The following is a 20,768-nucleotide window of genomic DNA, read 5'->3' as shown; positions in this document are numbered from 1 at the left end:
AACTTCTACAATAATATTCTAGGTGTTTCAAAATATTAAAATGTAAATAAAAGTAGAGTTTATAGTCTTTAGTTTTTTGAAAATAAAAGAAATTTATTAAAACACAACTTTATTTTTACGTGTTCTTAACCAGAGATAACACAAACTTTATTTAAAAGAAGAGGGGAATGCTATTTCCTAACAGGAGTGGATTAAAAAAAGAGATAATGAAATATGGTTACCACAACAACGCAGCCAGTGAGAAAGCTGACCCAGAAGAAAAGCCCGGCCTTATCTCATAAAGAAACAGTAAAATTTTTTTCTGAACCTGAGCGGGATACGGCTGAAAAGGAAAAATTCGCCGAAATTTGTTTAGAGCGTTTTATTGATACAATTACACTTGAAGAAAAGGAGTTTCCACAAAATTTAGAAGATTTAGGGGCATGGCTCAACAATAAAAATATTCAGGCATGTGAGTCTTTTCAGAGCTATCTGGAACGAAGGAGGCAAAATGGTGCCCGTGAATATTTTAAAAACGTCTGTGAAGCTCTAGAATTTCTGGTCAAGATTGGCCCGACCAAAATGGTTGATGGTTCTTGGCTCTATAGCTTGTGCAAATACTGGCAAAATCCTGTTTACAATGAAGCGATCTCGATTTACCTGGATGAACTGGGAGGTGGATCTTCTTCACTCAACCATGTCTGCCTCTATCAGCAATTACTGGATCAGCTTGAGCTTAACGATTTTGAAAATCTTTTGAGTGATGAACATTATATCCAGGCTGCGGTGCAACTGGCTTTAGCCTATGCACCTGCTGAATATATTCCAGAAGTGTTAGGATTTAACATGGGATATGAGCAGCTTCCCTTACATTTACTCATCAGTAATTATGAGTTAAAAGAACTTGGTATTGACTCACATTATTTTAATCTGCATATCACGATTGATAACTTTGATAATGGCCATGCCCAGAAAGCCCTAGAAGGTGTACTTAAAGTTGCCCAGCGCTATCAAGATAAAGAAGAATTTTTGCGCCGTGTAAAAATTGGCTATTACTTGAATGATGTAGGTATAGGTTCCACTGCGGTAGTTAAAAATCTTGATCTGCGCAGTAATGTAGAAAAAATTCTGATCAAGAAAGCCAAAGTGGGTCGTTTTATTCATGGTGATAAATGCCGTATAGAAAACCGGCAGATTAATGACTGGTTACAGGATGATGAGAGTACAGTGGCCTTCTTGGATGCCCTGATCCGTAAAAACTGGATCAAGCCGGGGGAAGATGTACAGGAAAGCCGTTTCTGGAAATTGATTGATGATGACCGCGGTAAAATGTTTGGTGTATTTAGCTATCCTGAAAAACAGATGATTTACGACTGGATTCAGGGTCCACAAAGTACTTCAACTACCAGCTTGCGTGGTTGGGCAAGAAAGCATGAGCAGAAGAACCAGAGTCAGGACCGTCCAGAAGATATGGTCGATTTCGAACTGACTTTTTTGAAGAAGTCCTATCAGGCTGAAACTGATTTCCAGAAGCGTATGAATATGTTACTTCCTTATCTGGCACCTCATATGCATCATACCCCGGTAGGGCTATGGAGTACGGATCAGTTTACACGATCACTGTTTCCAGCTCTGAAAGCTTCTTTTGTTTAAGTTCAGTTAGGCAGGAATTTTCTTGATATAAAGTTCTTACATGATCGGGTATAGCGCAATTCTATACCCGAATTATTTTGTGAAAATGAACTATAGCAAGATCTGACCATCGAGCCAGTTGACCTTTATGTAAATACTGAAATTAACATTATATATACAGAAATTTGTACTTAATTTTTTTAATCCTGAGAGAAATTTTTTAAGCTTATTTCTTCTATTTTAGTACACAATCTTTTTATAAAAATTTTATTTATTAAAGGGTTATATTTTTCATGGTTATTGGGTGGAATTGTTTAGCTAGATGAATTTACCCTCCAGTCTGCCTGATACTTGAGATAGACAATTTAGAATTCTGGCATTTTTTAATACGGCGTTTCTGAGAGCGTTGGTACATAATCTGGAAAACGGTTAACTGACGGATAATAACTTTGGATATTGCAGTAATCGGTAGTGGCATGGCTGGGCTTGCTACCGCAAGAATTCTGAAAGATGCAGGACATGAAATTACTATTTTCGAGGCACTCCCGGGCCGAGGTATGGACAGTCATAGTCTGGAGTTTGAGGGGGGACTGATTGATGCCCCACTACGGGTTATGAATCCCTATTTATGGAAGAATACACTGAGTCTGGCCAGTTACCTGGGCATTAAAACTTTTCCGGTACGTACCTATATGGCCTGTAGCTGGCTATTTGAAGATCGTACTGAAACCTGGCTCACAACTTCACGTACCCGCATTGGTAATATTCCTATTATTAATAACCGCAAGGGCATCAAGCAGTATGGCTGGCGTCTGGTTAAAGGTATGCTACAGCTAAAAACAGCAATTCATCAGTTCTTCAAGTCTAAAAATCAGGACATTACACTGGCTGAGTTCATTAACCAGCATGATATTGAAGAAGTATTCTGGCATGGTGCAGTAATGCCGGTACTCTATACCATCTGTACCTGTAATCCGAAAACAATCGGAGACTGGCCTGCCAAACCGTTACTAATTTTTCTGCGTCAATTGACTGATGGAGATGCCCTGATCCGTATGCAAGGCGGAACACCTGCCTTGGTAGATAAATTGATCGAGGGCATTCGTATTCAAAGTAGTTCTCCAATCTGTAAGGTGGAAGAACAGGGTGAAAAAGTTCTGCTGGAAAAACAGGATGGTGAGCAGTCGGTCTTTGACCGGGTAGTAGTTGCAACACCGACCACTAAACTTGAAGAGTTCATGAACCCGCAACAATTTGCGGATGATATTGAACTTCTCAAACAGTTTAAGTTTGAACAGGGAGAACTGGTTATACATACAGATAGCTCAGTAATGCCGCCGCGCCGTAAAGACTGGTGTGTACTGAGTTATATGATGGACCGTCATTTTACCCGACAACAGTTTACTGTCTGGCTTAATGCAGTTGAGCCAAGTTTGGTCGGTAAGTCTCCGGTATTTCAGACATGGCGTCCGGTTACTGAAATTGATCCGAAAAAAGTGATTTCTAGTGTAACGTTGACTCGGGCAGTAGTTGATTCCAAAACTGTGGCATTAAACAAAGAAGTCCAGCAACAGCATTTACAACCGAACCGTAAGGTATTCTACTGTGGTTCATGGTCATGTGATGGTCTGCCGATATTGGAGTCTGCTGTCACTTCGGCTATTCATATTGCCAAGATCTTTGATGCACCTTTGCCATTTTTAGGTTTAGAACCTAAAGTGGAGATCGCGCCGCAACTTGGTTATTAAAATCTCATGAAATGGGCCCAGATTCTCTGCCAGTACTTACCCCAGCATAAATATGCTATTGATGCAGCACAGTTGGGTGACTCGGCAGAGTTGGCCTGGACCAACCTGGGTTACTGGCAAGCTGAGGAAAATTATCCTCAGGCCTGCCAGCAGCTGGCTGACAGGTTAGCGCAGGCAGTACAGCTTAAGGCTCAGGATGCTGTATTAGATCTGGGCTGCGGCCAGGGAGCGAGTCTGCTGCATTGGCAAAATCAGTACCAGGTTCAATATATAGAAGCTGTAGAGTTACAGCAAAACTGTGTCAAAAAGATTGGTCAATATCATCTGCCAGCTTTAAAAGCGATTTATAACCAGTCTTTTCTTGCCTTAAAACCAATACAATTTACTCAGCAGTTTGATGTGGTTCTTTGTATTGATGCTGCTTACCATCATGCACTAAGCCATTTTCTGAATAGTGTAACTGGTCATTTAAAGCAGCACGGTCATCTAGGACTCCATTATTTGATGTTGTCAGATGACTGGCAACAGGCAAGCCTCTGGCAAAAAAGTAAATACCAGTTATTGGTCAAAGCAGCTGATCTCAAACTTAAAGACTTAAAAACTCGAACTGAAATGGTAAATCTGCTAGAAAATTATGGTTATGAGCAAATAATGATCCAAGATATATCTTCAGAAGTTTTGCAGGGCTTTTCCAAATACGTGGCAAAACTACGTAACTCTGGACAATCCACTATAAAAAATACAGATTATTATAAAATCCAGATGACAGCCAAACTTTGCGCCCAGCTTTACGCTGATGGATTAATTCGCTACGTACAGATTAGTGCAGTAAAAGCTGAATAAATCGAGAAAAGAAAAGTAGAAGAGAAATGGTGCCGGCACACGGATTCGAACTGTGGACCTACTGATTACAAGTCAGTTGCTCTACCAACTGAGCTATGCCGGCACTGTGGCGTAGATTCTACCGAAAAACACCTGATTTTCACAAGCGAAAAAATGAACAAATGAATTTTGTCTACGTTTAATGCTTTCAGGTCATCAAGAAGGTATCGGAAGATACCTTCTTTAATTAATATTTAAAAATTAATATTCCCAGAACATACGCTGAATTTCTTTAGCATCTCTGGTCTGAGTGAGTGCAAGTGCAGTCAGCAATTTGGCTTTTTGCGGATTTAAATCATGTGCAACCACCCAGTTATATTTATCATCTGGCTGTTCGGCATTTCTTAATACAAAACCTTGGGGTACACGAGATGAACGAATAATCTGTATACCACGCTGCTGGAGCTCAGTCAGGGTAGGTACAATATTTTTGGCTACCGAGCCATTGCCTGTACCCGCATGAATAATTGCCTTTGCGCCTGCTCGAGCATATGCGGTATAGGCATCGGGCAACATATTGCCAGAACCGTAAACAATCTGGACCAGCGGCAGAGCATCGCCCTTAATATTCTCGATATTAAATTCAGACGTATTGTTAAATCGTTTGGCTACGCTTCTAAACCAGTAAGGTTTCCCTTCAACCAGTGTACCTAACGGTCCCCATTGACTGGCAAAGGCATCGGTATGGATATTAATTGTCTTGCTGACATCACGTGCTGCAAAAATATTATCATTCATGAGCACGAATACGCCTTTATTTTTTGCATTGTCTGCGGCTGCCAGAGCAACAGCACTATACAGGTTTAAAGGCCCATCAGCAGACAGCGCTGAAGGTGGACGCATAGAACCTACCACTACAATCGGTTTATCAGTATGCACGGTCAGGCTTAGAAAGTAGGCAGTTTCTTCCAGAGTATCTGTTCCATGCGTAATCACTACACCGTTAACATCAGGTCTTTTAACCAGCTCATTAACTTTACGGGCAATTGTCAGTAATTCTTTATCAGTAATACTCTCGGAAGCTACCTGAAGAGCCTGTACTCCAGTAACATTAGCCAGATTCTGGATTTGTGGTACTGCGTTTAATAGGTCATCAACGGGTACCTTAGCCGCTGTATAGGTAGCACTGTTGGTTGAGCTGGCACCAGCACCGGCAATGGTTCCTCCAGTCGCTACAACCACAACATTATTTTTGGCAAAAGCAGAAAAGGGTAAGAGTAAGCCCAAGCTTAAAGTCAGAGCGGAGAGTGTTTTTTTCATCATTTTTCCTTTTAAGATTTATGTACATTCCAAGCATTTTTTGTACCATTTATAAGTTAATACAAAGCAGCAGACTTTAGTCATATAAATTTAAAATACTGTTTTTAGATTAATAAATATTCAGTGATGAGGATTTCGATATTTAAATAGAACGTTGAGATATAAATTCAGTTTTAAAAGATTAAAAGAAGTTTGAGGAGGTTTAAAAGATATTTAAGAATTACTAGATAAGCTTGAGATTATTTTATTCTTAATTTATAAATTTTTGGCATTGAGCTCAATGATAAGAAATTTTTTTATTGACTGATTTAAGGTGTTCTAGATTTATAAATTAATTATTATACCCCCAGTTATACCCCCGACTATATCGGGATTGCAACAGATAAAGTAGATATTATTAGACACAAAAAAAGACCTAAACCATTGTGGTTTAAGTCTTTTAAGATCCCATAAGACATCATGGGAATGATATTTGGCGGTGAGAGAGGGATTCGAACCCTCGATACGCGTAAACGTATACACACTTTCCAGGCGTGCTCCTTCAGCCACTCGGACACCTCACCAAGGCGTGCGATAATAACTAAAAAAACCGCGCCTGCCAAGTTGAAACAATTGATTTGAAGAAAAATAAATAACTCGGTGATAATATGGCGCAAAAATGGCATCTGTTATGAAGACAAAATATGCAAAGTTCTGCAAAAAAAGCCGCATTGCCTGCGATTACCTTGGCAGCATTAGGGGTGGTATTTGGGGATATTGGGACCAGTCCGCTTTATGCACTTAAGGAATCATTCCATGCAGCTCATGGTTTAGGGATCAGTACAGCTAATGTATTAGGTATTTTGTCGATTATCTTCTGGACAATGACGCTGGTCATTACCATTAAATATATCGCTATTGTAATGCGTGCAGACAACAATGGTGAGGGCGGCATCATGGCGCTTCTTGCATTGAATTTACGTAATACCCGTTTCAGTGACCGCAAAAAATTACTGTTAATTGCTATTGGTTTTATTGGGGCTTCACTATTTTTTGGTGATGGCATTATTACACCTGCGATTTCAGTATTATCTGCCGTAGAGGGTCTATCTATCGCAACAGATGCTCTGGATCCGTATATTGTTCCAATCGCCATTACCATCGTGACGACCCTATTTATCATGCAAAAGTATGGTACTGCTTTTGTTGGCAAATTTTTTGGTCCATTAACCCTGCTCTGGTTTTTCTCGCTCGGCTTATTGGGCATTTCCAGTATTATTCAGACACCTGTGGTACTAGGAATGTTCAGCCCACACTGGGCGTTTCAGTTTATTGTAAGCCATCCGCTCATGACTTTTTTTATCATGGGAGCGGTAGTGCTTACTGTGACAGGTGGTGAGGCACTCTATGCCGATATGGGACACTTTGGGCCTGTACCCATCCGTCTGGCCTGGTTTTTTGTAGTCTTGCCATGTCTGGTACTTAATTATGCAGGACAGGGCGCATTATTATTGAGAAATCCGAGTGCTATTGAAAATCCATTTTATCTGCTAGTGCCGGAATGGGCGCTGTATCCAATGATTTTTCTGGCCACTATGGCTGCAGTAATTGCTTCTCAGGCGGTGATTTCAGGCGTATTTTCATTGGCGCGTCAGGCTATCCAGCTGGGTTATTTACCACGCCTTACTGTTAAGCATACCTCGGATTCAGAACAGGGCCAGATTTATGTGCCATTGCTCAATTGGGTACTGCTTGCTTCTATTATTGTCTTAATCCTGATTTTCCAGACCAGCTCGCGCCTTGCTAATGCCTATGGCCTGGCTGTAACTTTAACCATGCTGTGTGACACTTTGCTGATTGCTGCATTTATCCGTTACAGCTGGAAATGGAAAATGCCAAAGCTGATGCTGCTGATCATTCCATTTCTGATACTGGACTTGGTACTGGTCAGTGCTACCTCACTAAAGGTATTCTCGGGCGGATGGGTGCCATTATTGATCGGTGGAGTTGCTTTTCTTCTGCTGATTACCTGGAAACAGGGGCGTGAGCTGACCTTTGTAAAATTACAGCAGGATACCTTGCCTCTGGAGCTATTTGTCGAGAGTATCGGTGATCAGGCTAACTGGGTAGAAGGAGAGGCAGTTTTCCTGACCGGTACACCTACTGTAGTTCCACATGCGATGCTGCATAACATGAAGCATAATAAGGTCTTGCATCAGAAAAATATTATTCTGACAGTCAAGATACAAGATGTACCTTATATGCCTGACGAACAGCGCTTTCATGTAGAGGTACTAAATCAACATTTTTATCGGGTTGAGCTGTACTATGGTTTTAAGGATGAGATGAATATTCCTCATGCTCTGGAAGCAGTCTATGAGGCACTTGAGCTTGAATATAACCTGATGCAGATTAGTTTCTTTGTCTCACGTGAACGGATTATTAGTACAGTTGGAGACGGTATGGCACCTTGGCGTGAGAAGCTATTTATTTCAATGCAGCGTAATACCAGCCCTGTGAGTGACTTCTACCAGATTCCGACCAACCGTGTGGTAGAACTGGGTAGCCAGATCGAGATCTAGTGAAAATACACATAAAAATGGCACTTTCGAGTGCCTTTTTTATTGCCTGCTGATCAAGTGAACAGTTTTGCGACATAAAATGTCGTTCTAAACGGTAGCGCAATATACAGCATGCTCCTGAATTGTTAAGCTTCGCGTTCATGTTGATCTTGATGTGGTTATGGCAAAGAAACCAAGCAAAAAGGCTAAAACTCAAGCTAATTTTTTAAGCCAGAATATTGGAAAGATTCTACTTACCCTAGTTGCAACGGGAAGTTTTGCAATCGCATTTGGCAGTGAAAAAATTGCCAAGCTTCTTCCTGCCTCAGGCGGCAATAGTGGATGCCTAAAACAGTTCTACCGTGATGTGCCACCGATACTGAGCAGGGAAAGCCTGAAAAAAGACAGTTATGCACTGTGCTTTAACGGCTTCAACGTGATGTATTCGGGGGGGTCCAAAACCCCATTGTGGTCGGCCGAGTATCTGACACCTGAACGTTTAAGCATCAAGATCAAGCGTGAAGACAATTTCCATGAGGAAACACGGGTGCAACAGGCGCATCGTGCATTGCTGACAGACTACCGTGGTTCAGGCTATGACCGTGGGCACATGGCGCCAAATGGCGATATGAATAACACCGCTGCACAATATGATAGTTTCTCTTTAGCTAATATGGTACCGCAATCGCCTAAAAATAATCAGGAACTCTGGCGTAAGCTGGAGGAAGCCGTGCGTGCGATTGTAACCAAACAGCATAGGGATGCTTATGTTGTTACAGGGCCTGTGTTTGAGGGAAAACGACTCAAAACCATTGGGCAGGGCGTGATTGTGCCAACTGCCGTGTATAAGGCGGTCTATCTGCCCAAGCAGGGCATTAGTGGTGCCTACTATGCGCCCAATAATGATTCCCAGCAGGTAAAAGTGGTCAGTATCTGTTATCTGGAAGAAAAGCTAGGCATTAATTTATTCCCGCAACTGACCGAGCAGCAGAAGCGTAACATCTATCAATTACCGTTGACCGCAGCTCAGGTTAAGGCCAATCAAGACATTAAATATATGCGTTGGGATGCGGAAAGCCAATGTGCGGAAGAAGCCGATACCGCCAGCATACAGGCTCAACAAAAGCAGTTTGCTTCAGGACAGCCCCAGACTGCTGAAAGTAAGTTGCCACAGATTGATGAGGAAACCAAGCAGGCGCTGATCAAGCAGTTGGTGGATATGCTGGTGCAGTATTTTTTACAATTGTTGAGATAATGTAGAGCATCTTGCAAATCATCTATGTTTAGCTCAGTGTGATGAAAAGAGAATAATAATGGGGAACGAGATGTTTAAGCCTTTTGTGAATGGAAATGAGTCTTCCGCAATCTATGACCTAACGCTGGAAAATCAGGTCGATTGTGTGAGCCTATATGGCAATCTGCAAATAACCAAAGATCAGGTCGGTTTACAGGCTGCCAAGAAGTTGCAAGCCTTTATTAATGAGCTGGTGGCAGCCCTGGAACAGGAAAATCTCCCTGAAAAAATTCAGCGCCAACCTGAACAGGAAATCGAAAATCCATTTCTATAAAAAATGCTTTAAGAAACCATCGTTTCCTTATCAACTTGATTAAGAACTATAAATGGTATTGTTCTTCCGCCACTGTTGTGGGGTTAAACCAGTCCAAAGCTTAAATGCGCGCTGAAAAGCGCTTTGTTCTGAATAGCAAAGCAGCAGGGCAATCTCCTGTAAACTCAGGTGTGGGTCTTTTAGATATTCAGTTGCCAGCATAAAGCGAACTTCCTGTACCCGTTCCTGAAAAGTGGCATTTTGCTGTTGCAGGTGGCGTTGTAACTGCCGAACCGAAACCCCCAGTTTCTTCGCAATAAAGTCGATCTGGTATTGGTTCTTTTGCAGGCCTGTCAAAATGGCGTGCTGCAGACGTTGATCGAGTTGAGTGGAATTGGGAAGCTTATCCAATAAAGCTTGAGCTTGTTGTAGCAACAATTGCTGTAAAGTGTGATCGCCTGTTCGAAGTGGCTTAAAGGCTTCGGTAACAGGTAGAAGTAGCTGAGTTTTAGGCTGATCAAAACGGACTTTACAACGGAAATACTGCTCATAAACCATAATGTTTTTCGGTGCGGTATTCACAAAATGCACTTCGTGTAGATTGAGATCTTCACCTGACAGAAATAACTTATGGAATTGCACCATCAGCGCAATTGCAATTTCATCTGTTAATTGGGTTGGGTTGGGTTCTGGAGCTTCCCAGCGGATTGATGCGTAGGGTGGGTTAAATTCAACGACGAGAGGGCTACCATCATAAATTAAGCGATGAAAATCATGATAACGCGCCAATGCTTCGCCCAAGTTTTCACATGACAGTGCGAGATAAGCAATAATTCCTAAATGTTTAGGTTGTACGTGCTCTGCAATTTCTAAGCCTAAACCTGTCTTGGGATTTAAACGATTAAGATCTTCAAGTAAGTCACGCCAAATGACGTAATCAAAACGTTCAAGATTTTGGACTTGTTGTAATTGCTCAGGAATTTCAATATTTTTTGTTTCGCAATAAGCCTTTAATAAATGCCCTAATCCGCCATAAACAGAGCCTGTATAGTTCTTGAGTTGGGACATCCTGTCTACTCCTTATTCTGTCGTGTTTTGTCAATATAAATATATCGTATCGTCAATACTTCGCCTACAAAAATTTATATCTTTAAAAAAATAAGGAAACATTTGGAGAAAACCATGTTGAAGGGTTTTGTTGCAGGTTTGGCAGTTGTAAATGCATATGAATGGTTTGCTCATAAATATCTATTGCATGGGGTACACCGTAAAGGCAAGCCACGTTTCAGTCCAACGCCAAAACAGATGGAATCGCATTGGGCACATCATCGTGAAGTCCGTAAACAAGACTTTTCTGATGATTGTTATGTGGAAGGTCTAGACAGTTGGCGTACACGTAATGAAATTATGTCATTGGCTGTGGTTGCAACCGTGTTGAGTGCGGCAGCCTATCCATTCTCCAAAGGGATGGCGCTGTCATTCTGGTATTGTGCAGGTAATTATTATTATGTGCATCGCCGTTCTCATTTAGAGCCAGAATGGGCAAAAAAACGTATTCCCTGGCATTATGATCATCACATGAACTCAAATCAAGATGCGAATTGGTGTGTGACCCGTCCATGGTTTGATTATGTCATGGGCACACGCGTGGTTTCATCTGCTGATTTAAAAGAAGCCAATCCACTCGGTTTACCTCTACCTGCGCCACTTTCCAAAGCGCTGACTCAAGCGATTGAATCGGTTTTCCCTGCGAAGTGGGTTGAGCAAAAACCAAAGTTAGTGACACCACCTGTAGCCGATGCGGAGCAACAAGAATCAGTTGCTTAGTGAAAAATGCGAAGTGTGACAATAAAGCACCAAAATTTTGACGAATCACGACAATACTTCAGTCGTCCATGTCGTGAATTGTCAATAAAATCTGTTTTTAATGTCAATATTTTTGTTCATTTTATAGCTATTTTGATTCAAGCATTTGAAATGCACAGAATTTTCAAAATGACAAAATTCACGTTTACCCTCTAGCGTTGTATAAACGCAGTTTCCATACCTTGCTTAGGCAAGGTATTTTTTTGCCTGAGGAAATGTTGAGTGAATAAAAAACCTCTCAAACGATGATTTTGAGAGGTTGGTTTTTTGAGTAATACTCGCGTTTAAAGACGCATTTCAATCCCTTGCTCAGCCAAATATTGCTTAGCTTCTGGAATGGTGTGTTGACCAAAATGGAAAATTGAAGCAGCCAGTACCGCATCTGCACCGCCTTTCAAAATTCCGTCAGCCAAATGTTGTAAATTGCCTACGCCACCTGATGCGATGGTCGGAATATTGACACGATCATTGATCTGACGCATCAAGGCAATGTCATAACCCGCTTTGGTTCCATCGGCATCCATACTGGTAATCAGCAATTCGCCCGCACCGAAGTCAGCCATTTTCACAGCCCATTCAATCGCATCAATTCCTGTTGGCTTACGACCACCGTGGGTAAAGATTTCCCACTTGTTTTCGCCAGTTTTTTTCGCATCAATTGCGACCACAATACATTGTGCGCCAAAACGCTGTGAGGCTTCCTGCACAAACTCAGGCGTAAATACTGCTGCCGAGTTGATACTGACTTTATCAGCACCCGCATTTAGTAATAAACGAATATCTTCAACTTTACGGACACCACCACCAACAGTTAAAGGTACAAACACGCTTTCAGCCATACGTTCGACTGTACGATAAGTCGTATCCCGCCCATGATGGGTTGCAGTAATATCAAGGAAGGTAATTTCATCGGCGCCTTGTTCGTTATAACGACGTGCAACTTCGACAGGGTCACCTGCGTCACGAATATCAAGGAATTGAACGCCTTTAACAACTCGGCCATTATCAACATCCAAGCAAGGGATAATACGTTTTGCGAGCATAAATTTTTCCAATTATAACAGCCGATTATGAAACTCACCTCCGCAGATGCTACACCTTGATAGAGGGAGAAGGTATTCTATCAAATTCGATATGTTTTTTTGCAGGTTTTCTATGTCGGTTTATACCCCGTTGAGTTTAAAGGAAGTTCAGTCCTTCGCAGCACCTTATGGACTAAAGGTTCAGGAACTGATTCCAATTCAAGGCGGTATTCAGAATACAAACTATTTTTTAGTGAACGAGGATGGTTCGCAGTTTGTACTTACAGTATTTGAAGAGATGAATGCAGCACAGGCAGGTGAACTGGTGCCAGTACTTGAGCATCTGGGCAATGCACATTTGCCAGTTGCGGTGCCCTTAAAACAGGCTGAAGCTGCAATTGGCCAGATTGCCGGAAAGCCTGCCCAGATTGCACCACGACTGGTAGGAGAGCACCCTATACCGGCCAATACTGCCCAGACAGCTGAGGTTGCCAGAGCACAGGCAAAATTGCATGTCGCTTTACAGGATTTTGATTTTGAGCGCCAGAGCTACCGTAATCATAGTTACTGGAGTCAGGTTGCTGCTGAACTAAGACCCGACATGGATGTACAAGACCAGCTTTTACTGGATAGTGTATTTCAGCAGTTTGAAGTATTTCAGGCTAAATACCCGCAGCGCCCGCTTGGCTTCATTCATTCCGATCTGTTTCGTGACAATACCTTATTCGAGGGTGACACTTTAAAGGGAATTCTGGACTTTTATGAGTTAAACCATGATGAATTGCTGTTTGATATTGCCATTACGATTAATGATTTCTGTAGCGATTATCCGGCGGTGAAACTTGATCAGACACGGGTACAAGCCTATCTGGAAAATTATCAGACTGTGCGTATGCTGACAGAAGATGAAAAAGCCTGTCTGCCGGTTTATCTGGCCATGGCAGCCTGCCGTTTCTGGTTAATGCGTCTGCAAGTAGCACAGAAGAATGCGCAGGAACAGCGAGGTGGAGAGGATATCTTGCAAAAAGACCCGCTAGAAATGCGTAATATGCTACAAAATCGTCTGGCACTTATCGGGAAGTAAGGCAAATGATGCGTGATCAGGGGCGACTGGTAGAGTGGTTTGATGAAAAAGGTTATGGATTTATTCAACCCAATGAGCCTGATAAAGGACGGGTATTTTTACATATAAAGGATTTTGCCCGACCTGGACCCCGGCCAATTATTGGTTGTGCACTAGAATATCTGGTTATTCTGGATGCACAGGGCCGCTATCGTGCTCAGCAGGTGACCTATCTCACAGCTGCACAGGCCCGTAAAAAACCAGCCCGGCAGCAGACACGTTCACAATCTAAAAAAGCTTTGCAGCCCTTTCAGCTTCTGATCGCAGTCTATTTTATAATGTTGGGTATAGTGACTGCGAGTGGTCTTATAAATGGACTGCTTTTATTATTTACTATGCTCATGAATGTAGCAACTTACTGGTTTTATGCTCAGGATAGAGAAGCAGCACAGGCCGGACGGCGCCGTATATCTGAGCAGACTCTACATATATTATCCTTTCTGGGAGGGTGGCCTGCTGCCTGGTTAGCCCAACAGAAACTGCGACATAAAACACAAAAACAACCTTTTCGAAAAATATATTGGATTACTATAGTTCTAAATATCCTGTTGGTTTTATGGCTGATTTCTCCTTTGAATCCCTATTGATTCAAATTCATACTTAAAAAAGGAAAAATAAATGAATTCTGGTACTGTCATGAATGACTCAAGACGCAGTCTGACTTTCAGTCTGTATATTCTTTATATTCTGGCGATTTTCACAGCTGGTTTGCTGGCTGTAGTGGCGCTGGTGATCAATTATGTTAAACAGGACCAGATGCGCGGCGGTATCTATGAAAGTCATTTTACTTGGCAGATCCGGACATTCTGGTGGTATCTGATTTGGAATATTGTGGCTTTTATTCCTTTTATCTTTTTGCTGTTTACAGATAATAATGCCGATGCTTTTGCCTCAGTTCTGCTACTTGCCTCAGGTTTTTGTGTAGGAGTAATCGGGTTGGCATGGCTATGGATTGTATACCGTGCTATTAAAGGTTTATTGCGTTTAAATGAAAATAAAGCCATGTATGAATGATTTTAAATTAATTTCAATAGCCTGAAACATCAGGCTTTTTTATTATTTAAAGTATTTAAATCTTCAGTAACAGGCTCTATATCTTTTGAACCTAAAAATTTAGGTCGCCATTCACTTATGATAATACTCAGAACGACCAGAGCACCCCCTAGTAAAGCTAATGGCGCCAGACGCTCACCTGCCAGCCGGCCAAACAGGCTGGCCCAGATGGGTTCTCCTGCATAGATAATTGCCGCACGGGATGACTCTACATAACGCTGTGCCCAGTTCATGACCAGTTGGATAATCGCACTGCTTATTCCTAAACCAAAAGCTGCTACTGCAAGCTGCCAGGAAAACACCGGAATACTGTGCTCTCCCAGAAATGGCATGCTCATAAAACTTAACACCGAAGTAAAAACCAGCTGAATAACTGTTACCCGCCGCAAATCTACCTTTCCTGCAAAATAGCCGATCAGGATAATTTCCAGTGCAATGGCGATAGCACCAAATAATGTGAGCGCCTGTCCAAAACTAAAAGAGATCTGTGTAAAACCATTGCCAGTCAAGAGTACCAATCCGCTAAAGGCCAGAATGACACCTATCCAGGTCATGATATGTGGTGTTTTGCGAAAAATAATCCAGAGTAAAAATGGAACAAGCGGAACATAGACTGCCGTAAGAAATGCTGACTCACTGCTACTAATAGTCTGTAAACCAATAGTCTGCGTACCATATCCAATCGCAATGGTGCAGCCAATTAGGAAGCCTGCTAACAACTCTCGCAGATTGAGGCCACGCATAATTCTCCAGGATAGCAGCAGCACCGCCAGAGCTGCGGCTGCAAACCGGCAGCCTACAAAAAACATTGGTGAACTATAATTCAGAGCAAACTGGACTGTCAGGAAAGTTCCACCCCAGATCACTGTTATCAGAATCAGGGCAAATTGTGGCAGCAGCGAAGAGGAAGCGAGTTTGGATAAATTTGCAGTATTCATTACATCTGGCTTGGTTTTAAGGCCCGCCTATATTGCGATAAGCTTGCACTAGATACAACCTTTGCTAGTTTTCAGTTAAACCCTATTCATAAGCAGTTATTATATTTTTACTTTGTTTTACTTGCTGCTCATTTATAAAGCGGCAATACACTATAAAAAGAGGTTTCAGTTAATATAAAAAAGAGGCCAGATAGCCTCTTTAAATCTGGCTATATATTTACAGCACTACAGGCGATTGCTCGTCAAGAAGCAATTGTGCTTCACGCAGGCTGAGCGTACCTTCATAGATTGCACGACCGGTGATTGCACCCAAGATGCCTGGCTGGTCTTTCAGCATACGGATATCTTCCATATTGGTTACGCCACCAGAAGCAATAACAGGTAACCCCGAGTACTGGGCCAAGGCTACAGTCTGCTCAATATTTACACCTTGCATCATCCCGTCACGTGCAATATCAGTATATACAATACTGGATACACCCGCATCTGCAAATCGTTTGGCTAGTTCTGTCGCTTTAACATCAGTAACGTTAGCCCAGCCATCAGTAGCGACCATACCATCTTTGGCATCGATACCCACAATAATGCGTCCAGCAAATTTTTTACAGGCTTCTTCAACAAATTCAGGATTTTGAACTGCTTTAGTTCCAATAATAACGAAAGACACCCCGGCTTCAAGATAATGTTCAATCGTTTCCAGAGAGCGGATTCCGCCACCAATCTGCACAGGCAGTTCTGGTTGTGCCCGTACAATAGCTTCAACTACAGGTTTATGAATGGGTGTACCTGCAAAAGCACCGTTCAGATCGACCAGATGCAAACGACGTGCCCCTTCATTGACCCAATGCTGTGCAGTTGCTACCGGATCATCAGAAAACACCGTATCGTCTTCCATACGGCCCTGTTTTAAACGGACACATTTACCATCTTTTAGATCAATTGCCGGGATGATCAGCATGCTTTCGCTCCTTGCTTAACCTGTTGAATTTTATTAGTCTAATCTTAACAATAAACTTGAATTTTCTAAATGCTATATTTTTATCTATCAATAAAATAAGACTGACTTAAATTAGGCTAGATATTGTCAGCTTAGAGTTATGTTTTTGTATTATTCAGTATGGCATTCTATATAAAAACAAACATGTTATTAAGTGAATTCAGCAATTAACTTCAGGCTAAGTATCCAAATGATAAGGTGCGGTAATTGAGCTGCTATTACCAGTCTGAACTAGTAACTATGTCCCGCAATTAAAGGGAATATCAAATCACTTATCTGATTGGCTGCTGATCAATTAAAATTCTATTCATAGATGCAGTTATCTTTACATAAGACCAAGCACATCATTTATAAGACAGAAAATCAGGATAACCATGACGCGATCACTGGTCTAAACAGTTCACCTGTTCAAGCAGCCGTAAAGTATGCTCAGGCAATAGGCTACGTTTTCTGAGTTCCTGAAATACCAGCAGTGCTGCATAAACATCTGCTGCTGCATAGCCGATTTGTGCTGAGCTTAAACGCATATTAGACCAGTCAGACATACTGATTTTTTTAGATTTGGGAAAATTTTGCTGGAATAGCAGGGCCACAGCATTTTTTAAACCTACAGGCTGTTTAAAGCCAAATGCAGAAAAGCATTTTGAGAGTTCTACTGTACTTTGCAGTTCTATACCTTTTTTCTGAAAAAGATGGACATCATTTTTTAAACCAAAACCGACCTTCACCTGTTTCTGATTTGCCAATATTGGCTTGAGAAAATTGAGGATGTCTGGGTTAAGCTGAAACAGGAACACCTTTTCTGCAGTGGCCAGTTGGATAAGATGAGGACCCGTTGAAATCTCGCCACGTCTAAAAGTCGGTTTAGATTCTGAATCAAAACCCACTACAGTAGCCGTAACTAATTCATATTGCAGAGGTAGACAGTCTTTCAGACTGCTAAGCACATAGATATGTGAAGCATCTAAATTTTTAAAGAGAGGAAGCTTGTTGATTTCTTCTTTATTCGGGAGCAGAGGAAGTTCAGTGCTTTCAGGCATAAAAAAAGCTCCCGAGTAAAAGTATCAACTATTTATAATACTTCAGCCGATACATGGCTTGAGTATAGGCCTGCTATTCAGCCCGTTGCTGTATTTCAAGCTGGCTATATTGTGCTTTTTGTACATAGTCCTGATAAGCTGGAACAGCAATAGCTGTTAAAATTCCGAGTGGAACAATTACTATATATAACCAGCCTAGCACCTTTTCCCAAGTTGCGGTTGCACGCGGCGGTCCATAGTTATTTATGCCTTCATCACCACGGGCAAAGAACAGATATAATATTAAAAACAGATTCACCAGCGGTACTAGCATCAGCAGTGATAACCAGCCGGTATGATTGCGGTCATGCAGACGCCGAATGGTAAAAATAAAGCTAAAGTATATCAGGACAATATACAAGATCCCCATCATGATCAGACCAGGTATAGAGATGTTCTCTGCACCCTCAGCAGTATTAAATAAACCCGGTGCAAAAAGCCCTATTAAGAAAACAAGCAGGATAACGCCGAAACTCATCAGCATGTTCCATCCTAAAAAGGACAGACGTCCAAAACGGCCATGTGCTTTTAAAGGTGAATCTGTAGTTGAACTGAAACTGGAAGTCATTTTTTATAATCCTTAATGTTTTTATTAAGTTTTTGTTTAAAGCAGTAGGCATCATAAACAAGCTTGAACAAAAGGAAAAGTGAAAACTTCTAAACTATAGGTTTAAAGCTGAATTACAATAAAAAGGCCCACCTGATGATGAGCTATGGTAAAAGGTTTTAGACCTGTTTAAATCTTCCAGTCCACAAAGTTTTTAAGTAACTGTAGACCGGCAGTATGGCTTTTTTCTGGATGAAATTGGGTGGCGAATAGATTATCTTTTTGGATAGCTGTACAGAAGTCCAGTCCATAATGGCAGGTTGCCGCAACCAGTTCAGGGTTCTGTGGTTCGACATAAAAACTATGCACAAAATAAAAACGGCTATCCTGAGCAATATTTTTCCACATTGGATGACTTGGTTCAGTCTGCTTAACTTGGTTCCAGCCCATGTGGGGAACTTTTAAACCTTCAATCTCAGGAAAACGCTTCACTGCGCCTGCGAAAATACCCAAGGCATCGGCGCCACCATTTTCCTCAGAATATTGCATTAATGCCTGCATGCCGACACATATAGCTAGAACCGGTTTATTGAATACTGCATTTTTAACAACATCATCAATTCCGGCTTCATGCATACCTTGCATACAGTCACGCATTGCCCCAACACCGGGGAACACAATTTTATCTGCCTGAGCAATGAGTTTAGGGTCATTGGTGACATCAACAGTAGCACCCACATACTCTAGTGCTTTCGCGGCTGAGTGCAGATTGCCCATGCCATAGTCAAGTAAAGCAATACGGGTCATTACAGGCTACCTTTAGTTGAGGCCACAGTATTTTCTGCACGTGGATCGACTTCACATGCCATACGCAGGGCACGTGCAAAGGCTTTGAATACACTTTCAATCTGGTGGTGTGAATTTTTCCCTTTCAGATTGTCGATATGCAAGGTCATTAAGGAATGATTGACAAAGCCCTGGAAGAATTCAGAAAACAGGTCTACATCAAAACTGCCAATACGGGCACGGGTAAATGGAATATCCATAAACAGACCCGGACGGCCAGAGAGATCGACTACAACACGTGACAGTGATTCATCCAGTGGCGCATAAAAGTGTCCATAGCGGCGCAATCCCTTTTTATCACCCAGTGCCTGGGCAAAAGCCTGACCTAACGTAATACCACAATCTTCTACTGTATGGTGGTCATCAATTTCCAGATCACCATCACAATGAATATCAATATCAAAAAGACCATGACGCTTGATTTGATCAATCATATGATCTAAAAAGGGAATGCCAGTATTTAAGGTGCCCTGACCCGTACCATCAAGGTTGAGACGAACTCGAATCTTGGTTTCGTTAGTATTTCTTACCACTTCACTGATACGTTGCGTCATGGACACATTCCTCAAAAACGTCAAAAATGTTTGATGTGAAAACTTGCGCTGTGTTGATCAAGGTCAAAGCCACAGCATATTAGATTGCTCAGGAGGGTTAATCAATGCCTATTACCGTACATGCTCATACTTCTCTAGAAAATGCAGAAGTCCGCAGTCAGCTTGAGCGATTGTATGACACCAGTCCCGAATTCGGAGACGGGCAGGATGCGGTCGAGCAACTTGAACAGCATCTGGCCCAGTATACAACGTTGTATACAGCAGAGTTTAATACCAAAATTATAGGTGCAATCTGGTGTACGGGACAAGGGGAGAGTAAGACTCTGGAATATATCGTAGTACATCCGGCAAATCGCGGTCGTGGAGTTGCTGAACGTCTGGTCAGTGAAGTCTGCCGCTATGAAGAGGCAAAAGAAGTCAAAAGGTTTGACCCAGGCTGTGGGGCTATCCATCGTTGCTTGGCACATCTAGGTAAACTGTAAAGATATAACTAGGCAAATATAGCTTAAGAGGATGTTAAGTTTATTAGTCTCGCTATTACTGCTTGTTCAATCTTTTTGATTTTGCATGAAAAATAATCTTTTAAATATTTTTATAAAGGAAAGACTTGACGATCAGTTAATTAGATTGTTTAATACGCCCCACATCGGCGCGATAGCTCAGTCGGTAGAGCAACGGATTGAAAATCCGTGTGTCGGCAGTTCGATCCTGCCTCACGCCACCATATTTGAAAAGCCCCATATACTGTATGGGGCTTTTTTTATGCTGATTAAAAATGATGAATATAGCTAAAGGGCAAAATCAGCGGTCTTTATTAATATTCAGATACTGATTTAACTGAGCGTAACAGAATTGATGGTTAATTCTTATACAAAATGAAAAAAATGAATCATATATTGAACTGATACCAGCTCTGGAGTGACATAGTTATGCACTTCTTTAAATACATTGTTCTGATGGTTTTTAGCATAAATGCTTCGACAGCAGTTTTTGCACAAAGTGTCGAACTGCCAGTATTAAAAGTCATGGCTGAGCCTGAGATGCGCCAGGAAACTGGGTTTATTCCCTATCAGGAGAGGAAAAGCGAGCAGCGTGCTTTACAGCATCGGATGATGCAGATTGAGGATGACTTGCAGAATATCACTGTTAATGCCC

20 protein-coding genes, 3 tRNA genes and 1 pseudogene are annotated in these 20,768 nt (G+C 41.7%); 13 read left to right on the top strand and 11 right to left on the bottom strand.

Going from position 1 to position 20,768, the window contains the following annotated elements:
- The first annotated feature begins 213 nt into the window (after positions 1 to 213).
- From J502_RS13960 to J502_RS13950, 3 genes are all read left to right on the top strand, one after another.
- Positions 214 to 1,632 carry an iron-containing redox enzyme family protein gene (locus J502_RS13960; RefSeq protein ID WP_034684670.1) on the top strand — a complete coding sequence of 473 codons (1,419 nt, stop codon included), beginning with the start codon at positions 214 to 216 and terminating at the stop codon, positions 1,630 to 1,632.
- 428 nt (positions 1,633 to 2,060) lie between these two features.
- Positions 2,061 to 3,359 carry an FAD-dependent oxidoreductase gene (locus J502_RS13955; RefSeq protein WP_005017923.1) on the top strand — a complete coding sequence of 433 codons (1,299 nt, stop codon included), beginning with the start codon at positions 2,061 to 2,063 and terminating at the stop codon, positions 3,357 to 3,359.
- 6 nt (positions 3,360 to 3,365) lie between these two features.
- Positions 3,366 to 4,202 (top strand): SAM-dependent methyltransferase, encoded by an 837-nt coding sequence (locus J502_RS13950; RefSeq protein WP_005404644.1) that lies wholly within the window; start codon positions 3,366 to 3,368, stop codon positions 4,200 to 4,202.
- 27 nt (positions 4,203 to 4,229) lie between these two features.
- Here the strand turns inward: J502_RS13950 and J502_RS13945 are convergent.
- The 3 genes from J502_RS13945 to J502_RS13935 all read right to left on the bottom strand — a co-directional run bounded on the left by J502_RS13945 (position 4,230) and on the right by J502_RS13935 (position 6,064).
- Positions 4,230 to 4,305 (bottom strand) — tRNA-Thr (locus J502_RS13945).
- 137 nt (positions 4,306 to 4,442) lie between these two features.
- Entirely contained in the window at positions 4,443 to 5,501 is a 1,059-nt protein-coding gene (locus J502_RS13940) for a type II asparaginase (protein ID WP_080548205.1), read from the bottom strand.
- Positions 5,502 to 5,974: 473 nt separating this feature from the next.
- Positions 5,975 to 6,064, bottom strand: a tRNA-Ser gene (locus J502_RS13935).
- A gap of 120 nt (positions 6,065 to 6,184) precedes the next feature.
- Between J502_RS13935 and J502_RS13930 the strand changes: the two genes are divergently transcribed.
- The 3 genes from J502_RS13930 (at position 6,185) to J502_RS13920 (ending at position 9,609) form a co-directional block, all read left to right on the top strand.
- The gene (locus J502_RS13930; protein ID WP_005404642.1) at positions 6,185 to 8,062 is read left to right on the top strand and encodes a potassium transporter Kup; all 1,878 of its coding nucleotides are present in this window, start codon (positions 6,185 to 6,187) and stop codon (positions 8,060 to 8,062) included.
- A gap of 160 nt (positions 8,063 to 8,222) precedes the next feature.
- Entirely contained in the window at positions 8,223 to 9,296 is a 1,074-nt protein-coding gene (locus J502_RS13925; RefSeq protein WP_034684665.1) for a DNA/RNA non-specific endonuclease, read from the top strand.
- 70 nt (positions 9,297 to 9,366) lie between these two features.
- Entirely contained in the window at positions 9,367 to 9,609 is a 243-nt protein-coding gene (locus J502_RS13920; RefSeq protein ID WP_005404640.1) for a hypothetical protein, read from the top strand.
- 39 nt (positions 9,610 to 9,648) lie between these two features.
- Here the strand turns inward: J502_RS13920 and J502_RS13915 are convergent, their stop codons facing one another.
- Positions 9,649 to 10,656, bottom strand: coding sequence for an AraC family transcriptional regulator (locus J502_RS13915; protein WP_005404639.1), 1,008 nt, complete (start codon positions 10,654 to 10,656; stop codon positions 9,649 to 9,651).
- A 114-nt stretch (positions 10,657 to 10,770) separates the two neighbouring features.
- Between J502_RS13915 and J502_RS13910 the strand changes: the two genes are divergently transcribed.
- The gene (locus tag J502_RS13910) at positions 10,771 to 11,415 is read left to right on the top strand and encodes a sterol desaturase family protein (RefSeq protein ID WP_004797727.1); all 645 of its coding nucleotides are present in this window, start codon (positions 10,771 to 10,773) and stop codon (positions 11,413 to 11,415) included.
- Positions 11,416 to 11,738: 323 nt separating this feature from the next.
- On the opposite strand, the gene hisF is transcribed toward J502_RS13910, so the two are convergent.
- Positions 11,739 to 12,497, bottom strand: coding sequence for an imidazole glycerol phosphate synthase subunit HisF (gene hisF, locus J502_RS13905; protein ID WP_004659983.1), 759 nt, complete (start codon positions 12,495 to 12,497; stop codon positions 11,739 to 11,741).
- Positions 12,498 to 12,609: 112 nt separating this feature from the next.
- Between hisF and J502_RS13900 the strand changes: the two genes are divergently transcribed.
- From J502_RS13900 to J502_RS13890, 3 genes are read left to right on the top strand one after another with little or no spacing between them, the layout of a single operon-like run.
- A complete protein-coding gene (locus J502_RS13900) occupies positions 12,610 to 13,560 on the top strand; it encodes a homoserine kinase (protein ID WP_005405260.1) in 951 nt (316 codons plus the stop codon).
- A gap of 8 nt (positions 13,561 to 13,568) precedes the next feature.
- Positions 13,569 to 14,186, top strand: coding sequence for a DUF1294 domain-containing protein (locus J502_RS13895; RefSeq protein ID WP_017400563.1), 618 nt, complete (start codon positions 13,569 to 13,571; stop codon positions 14,184 to 14,186).
- A gap of 31 nt (positions 14,187 to 14,217) precedes the next feature.
- Positions 14,218 to 14,613, top strand: a complete 396-nt coding sequence (locus J502_RS13890) for a DUF4870 family protein (RefSeq protein WP_005404635.1) — start codon at positions 14,218 to 14,220, stop codon at positions 14,611 to 14,613.
- 29 nt (positions 14,614 to 14,642) lie between these two features.
- Here J502_RS13890 and J502_RS13885 read toward each other — a convergent pair whose 3' ends face one another.
- From J502_RS13885 to hisB, 6 genes are all read right to left on the bottom strand, one after another.
- A complete protein-coding gene (locus J502_RS13885; protein WP_017400562.1) occupies positions 14,643 to 15,590 on the bottom strand; it encodes a DMT family transporter in 948 nt (315 codons plus the stop codon).
- Between the two features lie 217 nt (positions 15,591 to 15,807).
- On the bottom strand, positions 15,808 to 16,548 hold the full coding sequence (gene hisA / locus J502_RS13880; RefSeq protein ID WP_005017957.1) for a 1-(5-phosphoribosyl)-5-[(5-phosphoribosylamino)methylideneamino]imidazole-4-carboxamide isomerase: 741 nt from the start codon (positions 16,546 to 16,548) through the stop codon (positions 15,808 to 15,810).
- A gap of 422 nt (positions 16,549 to 16,970) precedes the next feature.
- Complete coding sequence (locus J502_RS13875; RefSeq protein WP_005404633.1) at positions 16,971 to 17,627, bottom strand: 3'-5' exonuclease; 657 nt, start codon at positions 17,625 to 17,627, stop codon at positions 16,971 to 16,973.
- A 73-nt stretch (positions 17,628 to 17,700) separates the two neighbouring features.
- Positions 17,701 to 18,234 (bottom strand): DUF805 domain-containing protein, encoded by a 534-nt coding sequence (locus tag J502_RS13870; RefSeq protein WP_005024160.1) that lies wholly within the window; start codon positions 18,232 to 18,234, stop codon positions 17,701 to 17,703.
- A gap of 168 nt (positions 18,235 to 18,402) precedes the next feature.
- Entirely contained in the window at positions 18,403 to 19,020 is a 618-nt protein-coding gene (gene hisH / locus J502_RS13865) for an imidazole glycerol phosphate synthase subunit HisH (RefSeq protein WP_005024162.1), read from the bottom strand.
- Positions 19,020 to 19,613: an imidazoleglycerol-phosphate dehydratase HisB gene (hisB, locus tag J502_RS13860; RefSeq protein ID WP_005024164.1), complete on the bottom strand. Its 594-nt coding sequence runs from the start codon at positions 19,611 to 19,613 to the stop codon at positions 19,020 to 19,022. Before hisB ends, hisH begins: the two co-directional genes overlap by 1 nt.
- A gap of 104 nt (positions 19,614 to 19,717) precedes the next feature.
- Between hisB and J502_RS13855 the strand changes: the two genes are divergently transcribed.
- From J502_RS13855 to J502_RS13845, 3 genes and pseudogenes are all read left to right on the top strand, one after another.
- Complete coding sequence (locus J502_RS13855; RefSeq protein ID WP_005024167.1) at positions 19,718 to 20,095, top strand: acetyl-CoA sensor PanZ family protein; 378 nt, start codon at positions 19,718 to 19,720, stop codon at positions 20,093 to 20,095.
- Positions 20,096 to 20,261: 166 nt separating this feature from the next.
- Positions 20,262 to 20,337, top strand: a tRNA-Phe gene (locus J502_RS13850).
- Between the two features lie 205 nt (positions 20,338 to 20,542).
- A pseudogene (locus J502_RS13845) lies at positions 20,543 to 20,768 on the top strand (hypothetical protein); the annotation flags it as partial.

Origin of the sequence: Acinetobacter sp. 1294596 (assembly GCF_000582925.1) — a bacterium.
In the GTDB taxonomy this organism is placed as follows: domain Bacteria; phylum Pseudomonadota; class Gammaproteobacteria; order Pseudomonadales; family Moraxellaceae; genus Acinetobacter; species Acinetobacter radioresistens.
This window is presented reverse-complemented; position numbering and strand designations above follow the sequence as displayed.